General features: G+C 40.8%; 11 protein-coding genes and 1 pseudogene. 6 read left to right on the forward strand and 6 right to left on the reverse strand.

Annotated features, from left to right (window positions below; all coding sequences use genetic code 11):
* The first annotated feature begins 49 nt into the window (after positions 1–49).
* Positions 50–970, forward strand: coding sequence for a hypothetical protein (locus NYF15_RS07505; protein ID WP_371353222.1), 921 nt, complete (start codon positions 50–52; stop codon positions 968–970).
* A gap of 295 nt (positions 971–1,265) precedes the next feature.
* On the opposite strand, the pseudogene NYF15_RS07510 reads toward NYF15_RS07505, so the two are convergent.
* A pseudogene (locus tag NYF15_RS07510) lies at positions 1,266–1,415 on the reverse strand (transcription elongation factor GreB); the annotation flags it as partial.
* 165 nt (positions 1,416–1,580) lie between these two features.
* On the opposite strand from NYF15_RS07510, the gene ompR reads away from it, so the two are divergent.
* Together ompR and envZ are read left to right on the forward strand one after the other, a co-directional pair.
* A complete protein-coding gene (gene ompR / locus NYF15_RS07515; protein ID WP_062568318.1) occupies positions 1,581–2,300 on the forward strand; it encodes a two-component system response regulator OmpR in 720 nt (239 codons plus the stop codon).
* A gap of 5 nt (positions 2,301–2,305) precedes the next feature.
* Entirely contained in the window at positions 2,306–3,601 is a 1,296-nt protein-coding gene (gene envZ / locus NYF15_RS07520; protein WP_130149152.1) for a two-component system sensor histidine kinase EnvZ, read from the forward strand.
* Positions 3,602–3,714: 113 nt separating this feature from the next.
* Here the strand turns inward: envZ and NYF15_RS07525 are convergent, their stop codons facing one another.
* Positions 3,715–4,296, reverse strand: a complete 582-nt coding sequence (locus NYF15_RS07525) for a hypothetical protein (protein ID WP_371353223.1) — start codon at positions 4,294–4,296, stop codon at positions 3,715–3,717.
* A 157-nt stretch (positions 4,297–4,453) separates the two neighbouring features.
* Positions 4,454–6,496, reverse strand: coding sequence for a glycoside hydrolase family 97 protein (locus tag NYF15_RS07530; RefSeq protein ID WP_371353224.1), 2,043 nt, complete (start codon positions 6,494–6,496; stop codon positions 4,454–4,456).
* A gap of 146 nt (positions 6,497–6,642) precedes the next feature.
* Between NYF15_RS07530 and NYF15_RS07535 the strand changes: the two genes are divergently transcribed.
* The 3 genes from NYF15_RS07535 (at position 6,643) to NYF15_RS07545 (ending at position 10,148) form a co-directional block, all read left to right on the forward strand.
* Positions 6,643–7,257 carry a methylamine utilization protein gene (locus NYF15_RS07535; RefSeq protein ID WP_371353225.1) on the forward strand — a complete coding sequence of 205 codons (615 nt, stop codon included), beginning with the start codon at positions 6,643–6,645 and terminating at the stop codon, positions 7,255–7,257.
* Positions 7,244–8,473, forward strand: a complete 1,230-nt coding sequence (locus NYF15_RS07540; protein WP_371353226.1) for a hypothetical protein — start codon at positions 7,244–7,246, stop codon at positions 8,471–8,473. Before NYF15_RS07535 ends, NYF15_RS07540 begins: the two co-directional genes overlap by 14 nt.
* Before the next feature lie 73 nt (positions 8,474–8,546).
* Complete coding sequence (locus NYF15_RS07545; RefSeq protein WP_130149147.1) at positions 8,547–10,148, forward strand: methyl-accepting chemotaxis protein; 1,602 nt, start codon at positions 8,547–8,549, stop codon at positions 10,146–10,148.
* 53 nt (positions 10,149–10,201) lie between these two features.
* Here the strand turns inward: NYF15_RS07545 and speE are convergent, their stop codons facing one another.
* The 3 genes from speE to NYF15_RS07560 form a co-directional block, all read right to left on the reverse strand.
* Positions 10,202–11,065 carry a polyamine aminopropyltransferase gene (gene speE / locus NYF15_RS07550; RefSeq protein ID WP_371353227.1) on the reverse strand — a complete coding sequence of 288 codons (864 nt, stop codon included), beginning with the start codon at positions 11,063–11,065 and terminating at the stop codon, positions 10,202–10,204.
* Positions 11,066–11,302: 237 nt separating this feature from the next.
* A complete protein-coding gene (locus NYF15_RS07555) occupies positions 11,303–12,358 on the reverse strand; it encodes a porin (protein WP_371353228.1) in 1,056 nt (351 codons plus the stop codon).
* A 90-nt stretch (positions 12,359–12,448) separates the two neighbouring features.
* Positions 12,449–13,237 carry an SH3 domain-containing protein gene (locus tag NYF15_RS07560; RefSeq protein WP_371353229.1) on the reverse strand — a complete coding sequence of 263 codons (789 nt, stop codon included), beginning with the start codon at positions 13,235–13,237 and terminating at the stop codon, positions 12,449–12,451.

Raw genomic sequence — 13,237 nt, forward strand, 5'->3', positions numbered from 1 at the left:
TCAGACATTTAATGTCTGATTTTTTTTGCTCAAAATTTGGATTTGTATTGTGTCCCACTCTGAAGTTAATTGTCTCGCAGACCAAAATGGTTCATTGCACCCCATTGAAGATCTAAATGTAGGTGATGCCGTTATAGGTGTTGTTCACCACGACAACATGTCGCTGTTCCAAAAAGCGTTATCTGCTTTTAAAGAAGCTGAAAGTTACATAAAAACCTCAGAGTTGGCAGCTGGTGAGCTAGATATCCCATCAGTTAATGAGCTTAGATACTATGGTTACCATCTAACTCGAGCTCTGTCCTATGATGTTGATGATATAGATGTGGAAGTGCAGAATACAGAGCTAAGTAAAGCTCTAAGACATTGCCACAGGGCATCATATGACGCGATAGAGCTTGGGCTCATAAACTGTTTAGAGGTGATTGCTGACTTTCATCAAGAGTACGGTAGCAAGATTTTCATACAGGAAGTGATTACCGATTACTTAGAAAAAATGGCTAAAGTTGAGGAAATAAGAGGTGTTATTGCTCAAGACCCTAAAGAACATCGCGGTGATTATTACAAACAATGCGAAGGTTATTTACAGCAACTAAACCAAATTAAGCAGCTTCTATTAACTTCGAAATATTTGCTTGATGCAAAGTCTCTTGAAAGAGAGGAGCTAAAGTCCAGAACTGAAGCGGCAGAAGAGAGAGCTCAAAAAGCAGAAGAGAGAGCTCAACAAGCAGAAGAGAGAACTCAACAAGCAGAAAAGAGAGCTAACTCTGCCCACACAATAAAGAAGTGGAGTTTAGGTGTTTCTTGTGTCGCCTTGCTCGTCGCGGCTAGCACGCTAGCTTATCGGATTGGAGGGGGTAGTGAAAGCACAGGAGCTGAGGGTAACAGTGCTGCTACTTCAACTCCAAAGATACAGCACAACTCAAAAAAGCCACCTGATGAGCAGCTTACAAAGAAAGATGGCGGAGCTTAACCATCACAGTAAGATAGCAAGTATTTGTAAAGCAACTAAAGCACATTGTACTACTCTTTTTTTACTTACCTCGAGAAGAGCTGTGTAGACCAGTAAACAAGCCTATGTCTCTGTTTTACTGAAATATGGCTCATGTATGCATCAAATTAAACGTTATATTTCATTCCTTAGAGCGTATATGCCGTAGCTCTATGAGATAACAGGTTGCAGCAGCATGACTGCTCCGCATATTCTACGTGCTCAATATAGTCAGTAGTAGCTATATTAAATAGTATGAATTTCAGGAGGGTAATAATTGATAGTCGGCATTTTCAGAGCGGTCACCAAGGCTTGCAGCCCACGTCACAATCTTGGTGATTTCAGGGCGTTTCTCATGCCATAGGTAATCGTGCTCTTGTTGCAATTGCTGATACCCTTCACGTGTGATTAAGTTGGTTTTTGCCATATCTATTAAACCTTTAAAGAAAACCTGTGCAAGGTATAAAAGTCTTTTGCCTTTGTCGAGATAGTTTTGAAATGTTCAGTAACAATCTAAGCGTTCAATTCGTTTTTTATTCTTAAGTTTTTCATTTATATTAACAAGTAACATATTACAAAAAGAATGAAAGTTATGGGACACGAAACGACAAAAGTATTGGTAGTTGATGACGATATGCGTTTGCGTAGTTTGCTTGAACGTTACTTGGTAGAACAAGGGTTTATCGTTCGTACAGCGGCAAACTCTGAACAGATGGATCGCTTAATTGAGCGTGAAAATTTTCATCTAATGGTGCTTGATCTTATGCTACCTGGAGAAGATGGTTTGTCGATTTGTCGTCGTTTACGTCAAAAAGAAAATGATATACCCATTGTTATGTTAACGGCAAAAGGTGATGAGGTAGACCGTATTATCGGCTTAGAACTTGGCGCTGATGATTATATTCCAAAACCATTTAATCCCCGTGAACTATTAGCGCGTATTAAAGCCATTTTACGTCGTCGAGCAAAGGAAGTACCTGGTGCGCCAGCAGCAGAAGAGAACGAAATATCATTTGGCGAATTTACGCTTAATCTTGCTACTCGAGAAATGTCGCATGGTGATAAAACGATGTCGCTGACCAGTGGTGAGTTTGCGGTATTAAAAGCATTAGTGACTCATCCACGTGAGCCGCTTAGTCGCGATAAACTAATGAATCTAGCCCGCGGCCGTGATTACAGTGCACTTGAGCGTAGTATCGATGTGCAGGTGTCGCGCTTGCGACGTATGATTGAAGTGGATGCCGCTAATCCTCGTTATATCCAAACAGTATGGGGCTTAGGCTACGTATTTGTGCCAGATGGTGAAAAGTAGCTGTTATGGGGATGTTTCCACGTAGTGCGTTTGGACAAACCGTATTTTTGGTTGCTGCACTGCTTTTAATCAATCAAATAGTGTCCTATATAACGGTTAGTTTTTATGTTGTTAAACCCACCATAGAGCAAGTTAATCTGATCCTCTCGAAACAAGTTAAAACAGTGTTTATTGAGTGGGAAGAAGGCGTTGAAGTAAGTAAAGAAGCGTCTGAAAAGTTTTTTGAAATCACTGGCATTGAAGTCATGACGCAGCGCCAAGCTATGCGTGAAGGTCTGGCGGAGACACGAGAGTATTCAATGCTTTCACGCAGCATGTCGGAGCAACTCAACGGCTCTGCGCGCGTACGTATAAGCCAAACAGATCCACTTGTATACTGGGTTGAAGCACCACAAGCCCCTGGTTATTGGGTGCGCGTGCCATTAACTGGATTACAAGAGAATAACCTTGAATTCCTCACTTTTTATTTATCTAGTATCGGCTTTTTAAGCGTATTAGGTGGTTGGTTGTTTGCGCGCCATCTAAACCGACCATTAAAAGCGCTACAGCAGGCGGCAGTTAAAGTGGGTGTTGGGGACTTCTCAACAAAACTTGAAGAGCAAGGTTCAACTGAAGTGATAGAAGTAACCCGTGCGTTTAATCAAATGTCGCGTGGTATTGCGGCGTTAGAAAACGATCGTCGTTTACTTATGGCAGGGGTTTCCCATGACTTACGTACACCACTTACACGTATTCGTTTAGCAACAGAAATGATGTCTGACGACGAAGATTATCTGCGTGAAGGAATTATTCATGATATTGAGGATATGAACGCAATTATCGATCAATTTATTGAATATTTGCGTCATCACAAGCGCGAAGAGCTTGCTCTTGAAGATCTTAATGCTATCGTCAATGAAGTGGTTGAGGCTGAGCAAAAGCATCATCGGCAAATTAGCTTTAAAGAAAACCCCAGCATTAGTAATGTACCTGTCAGTACGGTTGCTATAAAGCGTGTTGTTACCAATATGATTGAAAATGCTATTCGTTACTCTGACGGTGATATTGAAGTGGAAACGCGCATGAGCAGTAATAAAAAGTTTGCCATGGTGGTTGTGAATGACCAAGGGCCGGGTATTCCTGAAAGCGAACTTGAAACTGTCTTTGAGCCGTTCAAACAAGGTGATGCGGCACGTGGTAGTGAAGGCAGTGGCTTAGGCCTTGCGATTATCAAACGTATTGTTGATATGCACGGCGGCCGAGTACAACTACTTAATCGCCCAGAGGGAGGCCTCAGCGCGCAAATCTATTTGCCTTTTTAAAAGTATTTAGCTTTAAGCCTTAAGCTATGAGTTTCAAGCAGCCCGAGTGGGCTGCTTTTTTATGGGTGGAGATTTACAGAGCAGTTAGTTACTTATAATTTAAGTTGCCACAGTTATGAGTTATCAATAAAACTAGTTTTAAAGTGCTTTCTTGCTTTGAAGGGGGCTGAAGCAATGATGAAATTTAAAGAAAGTAGCAAGATAACTATTAAGATAGTTAGCCAGTTTAAAGCCATCTGAATGAGAGTCGGTGGTTCATAAAAGCCAAAATGCATGAACTCGGCAATTAAAATTTTATTTTTATAAATTAAGCTGTTACAAAAATTGCCAAGTGCAAAAAAAGATATACTAACCAGAAATAGCATAGCAGTTATAGTTGCCAATTTGAGCTTTAAAATATTTACCTTTATATATTTCGTTAAAAAATATAGAAATACTAAAAACGCAATACTGCTTACAAAGAGCGTGGCACCTAGCCCCAGAGTTAGTAGATTTGAAACCACCCATACTGGCTTTACAGTTATTGGCAAATCATTCGGGTTTATGTCGTCAGTCACTAAAAAGATGTAAATAGACATATAAGTTAAAATACTGATTACAGTGATCGGAATATGCCAAAGTAATTCACGCTTTTCTTTTTTACGAGCTGTTTTATGTGCGGTATTTCTCTGTGCAAGTCTTTCTAAAGGGTCCATTCTTTACTTACCTGAGTAATCATTCAAAAAATTTACCTTTGAGAAAGGTGATTTGCAAGTAACTATAGCCATTACTAGTCCTCCTATTTCTCAAAACAATAAAAAAGCGCGACATCAAATGCCGCGCTCTTTTTTCTTGAAGCTTAAAACTTACAGCTTAGATTGCTTTAAAACGAATCGCTGTGCCGCCGCTGGTGGCAAGCTTTAACGTTAGCTTATCATCAGCAGTCACTATGCGTTTTTCTACTTTTAAGTCGTAAGGGTTATTTACCCACTGTGCTTTGTCACCGTCGCGGTAGATTTGCGCCTCAAACTTTTTACCTTTATCTAAGAAGTCTAACTTCACTTCTAAAGTGCGGGCTTGTTCGTCTGTAACAGCACCTAGATACCAGTCGTTACCTGAGTATTGATCACGCTTGCGCTCTTTACGTGCAAATACAACGTAATCGCCAACTTCGCCTTGTAGTGCAATACTTTGTTGCCAATCAGTTGGTACATCTTGAATAAATTGGAATGCATCTGGTTTCGCTAAGTAGTTACGTGGCAAATCTGCGGCCATTTGAATAGGGCTGTACATTACAACATATAGCGCTAATTGCTTCGCTAGGGTTGTTTGTGGGCGGTTGGTATCGGCACCTAAACCGTTAAAGCCCATATCAAAAATACCTGGTGTGAAGTCCATTGGACCTGCCAGCATGCGAGTAAAAGCAAGCATAGGAATGTGCTCTGGTGGGTTTGGAGGCGTTCCCCATGCATTAAACTCTTGTCCGCGCGCACCTTCTCGGGTTATCCAGTTTGGGTATGTACGGCGCAGGCCGGTATCTTTGATTGGCTCATGCGTATTAATGCTAATCTTATGTTTTGCAGCCAATTTTACGTTATATAGGTATTCGTTTACCATAAACTGACTATCGTGCCATTCTTTACGCACAATACCGTTTTCATCAATACGCTTTATGTTGCCGCCGTCAGCAACGTAACCTGTTTTTACTTGGCTCACATTTGATTTTTCGTACAGTGCAAATGCATCTTCCATTTGATTGCGGTAGTTAGTAACGTTACCTGATGTTTCGTGGTGCCCAATTAATTGCACGCCTTTTTCTTTGCCATAGCGAGTTAATTCCTCAATGTCGAAGTCATCATAAGGCTGTGTGAAGCTAAATACATCACCGTTATAGAACCAGTCGCCATCCCAGCCAATATTCCAGCCTTCGACGAGTACGCCATCGAAGCCATACTTAGCTGCAAAGTCCATATAGTATTTAGTGTTTGCGGTTGTAGCACCATGAATCTTACCGCTACCCCACGTATTTTCATTGATATGCATACCCCACCAAATACCGACGTATTTGCCAGGTTTAACCCACGATACATCACCAAGTTTATTTGGTTCGTTTAGATTTAAGATTATATCTGAGTTAATTAAATCAACAGCTTCATCACCAATTTGAATTGTACGCCAAGGAGTATTAAAAGCGCCGTGCTTCTTAACTGCTACGCCATCAGACCAAGGTGTTAAATCGGCTTGAAAAGTACCGTCACGGCGTTGATTTAGAACCATGCCAGCATAGTCAACAAGGGCAGCTTCGTGAATACTAATATGGATGCCATCTTTGTTTTTTAAGGTAAATGGTGTGTGTACCAGTGCCGCTTTATGTAATGGTGTGGTGTTATAAACATATTCATAGCGATTCCAACCGCGTGCAGGTATCCACCAAGCCGTTGCATCTGATGAATCTGTGATAGCAAACTCAGTGAGTTCTTTTGTGATCTCTATATCTTCAAAGCCTGCTTGATTTGGTAATTCGTATCGAAAGCCAACCCCGTCGTTAAAAGCACGAAAGCGCACTGTAAATGTGCCGCCTTGAGGTTGTGGCTTTTTAAATGTAACAGCCACTTCATTGTGGTTATCAACAACAATTTGGCGTTCACCCCAAGGTTGTTCCCAGCTGCTTTTTACAGAATCAGTTGTTTGGCTGCTAATTTTGTAGCCTTCGCTCATTGCTGGTTGTTGCTTGAACACCAAGCCCAGCGCAGAGTTTGCAATAATTTGTTTACCTGCAAAGCTAACTTCGTAGCTAGGTGCGTGTTGTTCATCGGAAATCGTGACTTTTATTTGCCCATCAGGAGAGCTGACAGTCGAGGTTTGTGCTAGGCAAGTACCTGAAAAGGCTGCTAACATTAAAGCTGTAAATCGCATTGTTGTTCCTTGGCGGCTTATGATTGTGAATTGTTGTCACAATAAGCATAAATTGACTTGCGTGTTAATACGAGGTATCTGCATACGTATTCAGCAAAGTACGCACTGATTTTAAAAAGCCAAGCATATGAAAAGGTTCATCAAAAATGATAAGAATAATCCTGTTATTACTTACCTTTAGTCCAACACTTATGGCACAGAAAATTCAAGTTGTTGACCAAAACAGTCAGCCTGTTGCTAATGCTGTTGTTTGGTTGAAAGGCCACTCGCAAAGTCCATCAACGGAAGCTAGTTACACCATGAGCCAAGAAAATAGATCTTTTTCTCCTCATGTATTAGTGGTGCCTAAAGGGGCGAATGTTGAGTTTCCGAACTTAGATTCTATCATGCACCATGTGTATTCATTTTCTAAAGCAAAACACTTCGAATTAAAACTTTACCGAGATAAACCTGAAAAGCCGGTTCGTTTTGAGCAGACAGGGGTTGTTGAACTCGGATGTAATATTCATGACTGGATGCTGGGTTATATTGTTGTGGTTGATAGTCCATCATTTGCGCAAACTGATGAACAAGGTTTTGTTGATTTAGATCTCCCTGAAGGGACGTTTGAGTTAGCGATATGGCATGATCGGTTGTCTGACATTAGCGAACCAGAAATTACTTCGTTTAATAGCAAAAACAGTGTGTTACGTTATCAATTAAAGCAGGCGCTTTTACCAGCACTTGAATTAAGCAGTGACGAGTTCGATGACTATGAATAAGTGGCAAGTAGTACTGTGCTCTGTGCTTGTTGGTTTACCTAGCTCTGTACTTGCAGAGCATGAAGGATTAATCGCAATATCCGCACTAAAAGGCGATCAATTAGCCAGCTACCAGCGTACCGGTATTGGTTTATATCGCTACGATAATGACCATGATGGTATTCGTCTTTCTCAAGCGATGCTCAGCAGTCGCTTAGAGTTAGATAGAGATTGGTCTGTGCACTCCACTGTTAATGTTCATGCTGACCCTTCTATGACAATCGGTTTTAGCCAAGCTTATCTGCAATACCAGCCGTTGACAGAAAGTCGTTATAAGTTAGCTGTTAAAGCGGGAGGTTTTTATCCGAAAATGTCGCTTGAGAACCCACAAAGTGGCTGGATGTCGCCTTATAACTACACCAACTCAGCCATTAATAGTTGGTTAGGTGAAGAAGTACGTACTTTTGGTGTGGAAACAAGTATAAAGCGCCCAGGTCGACAGTTTCGTAGTGACCATAGTTTTGAGGGTGTTGGAGCGGTTTTTAAAGGTAACGATCCTGCAGGAACGCTGTTGTCTTGGCGTGGTTTTGCACTTCATGATAGGCAAACAACATTTAATGAGCGTATCGACTTTTCTGCGCCAGCATCTTTTTCTAATTCACAGCTCACCAAGCAAGCCGACTATGTGCAGCCTTTCGAAGAAGTCGATGGTCGGTTTGGTTACTATGTTGGCGCACATTGGGATTATCAAAAGCGCTCACAATTTCGTATCTACTACTATGATAACAATGGTGATCCAAGTGCAATAAATACGCGTACCGGTCAGTATGCTTGGGATACGCGCTTTTTGAGTGCTGCGTGGTTGTACAAGTTTACCAAGCAGACACGCATTATTATGCAGCTCTTAGATGGTAAGACTGCAATGGGTAAAAACCGAGGCGTAAACAATAGTTTTTACAGTCATTTTATTATGTTAAGCCACAAGTTAGACCAGCATCGTCTCACAATTAGGTATGATTACTTTAAGGTTAGTGATCATGATGATTGGGTGTTTGATCCTAACCAAAGCCGAGGAGAAGCTTTAACCGCTAGTTGGCGATATCAGTTGTCAACACAGTGGCAAGTGGGTGCTGAATATTCAGTACTGAGCAGTGACGCTCAAAATAGACCAAGTATGGGATTTAATGAGCGCAATTCACAACAACAATTTATGCTTTCTGCACATTGGCGCTTTTAACTTCATACACTTTTAATGTATTTCAGCTAAGCTCTTACAAATATGCTGATTAAGAATTTGATTAGGAAAATGTATGAAATTACATAGCATACGTGTCAAAAGTTCACTGCCTATCGTTTTACTCGCAATTGCTATTGTGATCTTGATAGCAGGTTACACCTACTTAATAAACTTACAAAGAGTAGCAATAGACGCACAGTCAGAGCGGTTTGTTAATGCTGTGTCAGTAGTGGTAAATGCAGACAGAGACTTATACCAAGCAAAAGTGGCTGAACTTCACTTAGTGACCACAGATAAAGGTGATAAAGCTTATTTAGATGACCATCAAGAAAATGCAAATCAAGTGGCTGATCGTTTCAAACAGTATCTATCTTATATGTCTGCCTATCCTGAGGTAACAAGACAATTTGGTGGTTTTAATAAAGCCTTTGATTCATGGTTTTCAGCATCCACTTCTTACATAAATGATTCATTGAGTAGCGAGAAAAAACAAAACGCTGAGCGCGCATTTTCAGCACTTCGAGATATCCTTGATAAAGCGGGGGAAGCGGCAGATAAAACCTCACAAGCTGAAACCGAGAAGCTGATGAGCAAAGTGATTAGCTTTAAAGTGATGTTAATGATCATGATCGCCGTTGTATTAGCCATTGCAGGTTGGTTTAGTTATTTTGTACCGCGTCAATTAACTACACAAATTAATTATGTCACCGAGCGCATTAATGAAATCGCTTCTGGAGATGGTGATTTAACGGGGCGAATTAATGTAAAAACACAAGACGAATTTGCTGAGCTTGCGACTGCTTTCAACCGCTTTTTAGATAATTTGCAGCAGTTGATTAAAGACATTTTAGAACAAGCTAAAGAGTTAAATGACTTAGGTAACGACTTAGGCAGTTTTGCTAATCAAAACCATCAAGTTAATCAAAAGCTCAGCCAAGCATCTGAGTCGATTGTCAGTGCAGTGCATGAAATGAGTGTCGCTAGCCGTGAAGTGGCAAATGTAGCGCAAAACTCATCCCATGAGGCTGATAACTCACAACAGCTTGCCAAGCAGGGGTTGTCAGCAGTTGATAATTCAAGCAGAAAAATTACCGCATTATCCGAAAATATGGAGCATGCAAGCCAACGCTCTACAGAGTTACAACAAAGCTCAGATAATATTGCCAAAGTCCTTGAAGTAATACGTGCCATTGCTGAGCAAACAAATTTACTCGCTTTGAATGCGGCCATTGAGGCTGCTCGAGCAGGCGAACAAGGCCGTGGGTTTGCTGTTGTAGCAGATGAAGTACGTACCCTTGCAACGCGAACGCAAGACAGCACGAATGACATACAAACGATGGTTGAGCAGTTTGCGGCAAGTGTGGAGCAATCACTACAGGCTATCAATAGTGGTAAGCGTTATGCCGATGAAGCGGTTGAATCATTCACGCAAACAAATGATGTATTAAACCTGATGCAAGAATCATCAGTGAAAGTAAACGACATGGCAATGCAGACGGCGCAAGCAACTGAAGAGCAAACCGCAGTGGCTGATGAAATAAGTCAAAACTTGTCAGACTTAAACGATCAAACTCAGCAAGGCGGAGGCTTAGCAAGCTCGACTCAAGAGGTGGCTAATCGTATGAGCCAATTAACTAATGAGCTTAATCATTTAGTTAATCGATTTAAGGTTTAAAACCAATTGGTAACAAAAAAGGGCTCAATGAGCCCTTTTCAATTTAGGTAAAACTACTTTTTCTCAAAAGCACGTTTCATATAATTTGGTGTGGCTAATGCACCGTGGTGAATGCCTGCGTTATAGTATTCTGTGCTTTGTGAAAGAGTATTAGCATCGTTTTCACGAAAACCATTGAAAGCTTCTGATTTACGCGCAAGCGTCACTGACCATAAACCACTTGGGTAGATTGGTTGTGGGAAAGGCAGTGTTTGCAGGTCATTAAAACCAACTTCAGTCATCGCGTCGCGCATTTCTACTAACAGTGGCATGTGCATAAGCGGTGATTCACTTTGTTGAATTAAGATACCACCAGGGCGCAAGGCCGTTAAACAGCTAGTATAAAAAGCATGGTTAAATAAACCCTCACCCGGACCAACAGGGTCTGTACCGTCTACAATCACAACATCGATTGACTCAGGTGCAGCTTCACGCATGTATTTGATACCGTCGTCAAACATCACAGTGGCGCGTGGATCTTGGTTTGATTCACATAATTCTGGGAAATATTTTAGTGACATTTGTGTCACGACTTCATCAATATCAATTTGCGTCACGCTTTCAACACTAGGGTGTTTTAATACTTCGCGCAATGTTCCGCAGTCGCCACCACCAATGATAACTACATTTTTAGGAGCGGGGTGTGCAAGCAATGCTGGATGGCTGATCATTTCGTGATAGAAAAAGTTTTCACGGCTACTTACCATAGTGCAGCCATCAATAATCATAAGATTACCAAAGTCAGTCGTTTCATACATTTCTACTTTTTGAAATGGTGACTGCTGTTCATCAAGCTTTTTGTTTATGCGAAGTGAAAAGGCACTACCATCACGGTCACTAATTTCAGTGAACCAGTTGTTTTGATCTAAATTAGCCATCTTGCTTATACACTTTTGGTTAATGGTAAAAAAGGGGTGCAATTCTGCCAGTGCTTGGCCAATTGCTCAATCAAATTTTAATCAGTATAGCGAAAATTTTTCTTCACCTTGTAGTTGGCACCTTTTTAATCGTGATAAAGGTTGTGTCGTTTTATCGAGATAAACAATTAATAATTATTTAAAACAATAAACTACAGGCATTACAAAAATAAACCATTATCCAAATAGTAAGACTAATTAAAATTTAATATTAATGCCAAGAGCCACATTAATATCATCAGCCTTATCAGCATCGAAATAACGTTTTCGAATTTCTACATAAGCGTGTTTTTGCGATGCAAATCGATAGTCGTTACCAATGACAAGGGCGCGTTGCTTCGCTCCTTTTATGTCATTAGCGCCATAAGCATACTCTAGACTGCCATAGATTCGATGCTGGTCAAATAAACGATAACGAGCGCCAAGTGCGTAGTGCCGAGATTCTGCGGTTTTAGATTTTTGTAAGTCTTTGAGTGAATGTGTTGCGCCATAAATAGAAACTTGCAAATTTGAGCTTGCTTGCCATTTAGCAGAAGCGATGTGGGTATGATACTTGGCTTGTTCGTAATAGTTGGCTTGATAACCAGCTTCAAGCTCGATATTTTTGAGACCTGTGTAATGAATACCTAGTCCAACCCCGTAATCTAGCTTAGTATCTTTGACCCTCAATCGCTGGCTACCAATTCTCAATTGCGGTCTATTTTCCAGTGTGCGGCTGAAGTTGTATTGACCTGAAAGGCGAAACTCATCAAAGCGAGTGTGATATTGCATGGTATGAGAAGGGCGCTTGGTGTTTAACTCGTCTTTTGTTAAATGAACCGATGCGCCCACACGGTGGCTACGGTCAAAGTTGTCGTAGTTTTTTACAATCGCATTTTGTTGCCCATACTGTAGTTTCCCCCATTGGGTGCGTACACCTAAATAGGCTTGCCGAGTTTTAAAAAAGGGCGTGTCATCAGTATTAGCATTGGTTCCCAATTCATAACGACCGTAGATCTTGCTTTGGGCAACAGGGTAATTAAATTTAACTCCTGCTTTACTGGCATTATCTTTTAGTTGCCACTGTTGAGAAGAACGGTTTGACCGTTCATGTGTTTTTTCTTGCTTATTGCTATAAGTCGCGGCAATTTTTAAATTAGCGTAAGGTGAAATATCAAGCTCATTTATTAAGTCTTTTAATTGTATGTCACTGCTGCTGACTTGTGCACTTGTGAGTAGTAGGGTTACAGGGAAAATAGTGTATGAGTATCGCATGTTTTGTCTCTTATTAAATAAATAAGAGACATAGTAAAAAACCTATCCTGACAAGATACTTAGAGGCGTTGTAAGGTGAGTGTCAGGTTATTAATTGGCTGTGGTTGCGCTATCGTGGTGAGGATCAATAAACCAAACATCAGGTGTTTTTTGGCATAAATTGATAGTGCGCTGCTGTTGTATCGCTTGGCGCTTAAATTGTAATTTAACAATGCGGCATTGTGCTAAGCCAAAAATGTGGTGAATAGGTAATACATAGCCATCGCGGGTTAGATCGTTATCATATGTTACTTTTAGCTCATACGGACGGCTGTTTAGAAAATCTCGCTTTTTGATTGTATTTTCAAAATCGGCATATTTTGCATAGCCGATGAGCTGGTTATCTCGCTCAATTAATGCCCATTCTTCATTAAGCTCTAAGGCTAGCACTTTCACTAATTCATTCTTGGCAATTTGACCCATTAGTGCTGAATCAGGCGATGGCGCCTGAAAAAGAGATGTTTTATTTTTGCTAATCACCGGTATATCAAGAAACATGAGTTCAAAATTGGTTTTTATACTTTCTTGACCAACACGTTGTAGCTGAAAGGCTTGTAAAGTGGTGTCGTCGATGGTTGCCGTCCAGCGAGTTTTAGTCACTGAGTCTTGATTAACTATTTTACTGTGTGTGGGTTTTTTTAGGCTATGAGCCAACTCACGAAACAGGTGCTGACGACCTTGATCACTTAAAAACAGATCAAGCTCTTCGTTGATCGCCAATGCTGCTAAGGCATGCTGTTTTTTCAGTTGTGTTTCAATTGCCCCAGGATCTTTAACTAATTCAGTGAGCTGGCATCCAGTTAGGGTAAATAAAGCAATTGATAAGATTAATTGTTTCAT

The sequence above is a fragment of the Pseudoalteromonas sp. 68 DY56-GL68 genome, assembly GCF_041414825.1.
GTDB lineage: Bacteria > Pseudomonadota > Gammaproteobacteria > Enterobacterales > Alteromonadaceae > Pseudoalteromonas.

Excerpts from the sequence above, each read along its gene's own strand:
- NYF15_RS07555 (WP_371353228.1), bottom strand. The coding sequence starts at position 12,358 with ATGCGATACTCATACACTATTTTCCCTGTAACCCTACTACTCACAAGT.
- ompR (WP_062568318.1), top strand. The coding sequence starts at position 1,581 with ATGGGACACGAAACGACAAAAGTATTGGTAGTTGATGACGATATGCGT.
- NYF15_RS07560 (WP_371353229.1), bottom strand. The coding sequence starts at position 13,237 with ATGAAACAATTAATCTTATCAATTGCTTTATTTACCCTAACTGGATGC.
- NYF15_RS07525 (WP_371353223.1), bottom strand. The coding sequence starts at position 4,296 with ATGGACCCTTTAGAAAGACTTGCACAGAGAAATACCGCACATAAAACA.
- NYF15_RS07530 (WP_371353224.1), bottom strand. The coding sequence starts at position 6,496 with ATGCGATTTACAGCTTTAATGTTAGCAGCCTTTTCAGGTACTTGCCTA.
- NYF15_RS07540 (WP_371353226.1), top strand. The coding sequence starts at position 7,244 with ATGACTATGAATAAGTGGCAAGTAGTACTGTGCTCTGTGCTTGTTGGT.
- NYF15_RS07535 (WP_371353225.1), top strand. The coding sequence starts at position 6,643 with ATGATAAGAATAATCCTGTTATTACTTACCTTTAGTCCAACACTTATG.
- speE (WP_371353227.1), bottom strand. The coding sequence starts at position 11,065 with ATGGCTAATTTAGATCAAAACAACTGGTTCACTGAAATTAGTGACCGT.
- envZ (WP_130149152.1), top strand. The coding sequence starts at position 2,306 with ATGGGGATGTTTCCACGTAGTGCGTTTGGACAAACCGTATTTTTGGTT.
- NYF15_RS07545 (WP_130149147.1), top strand. The coding sequence starts at position 8,547 with ATGAAATTACATAGCATACGTGTCAAAAGTTCACTGCCTATCGTTTTA.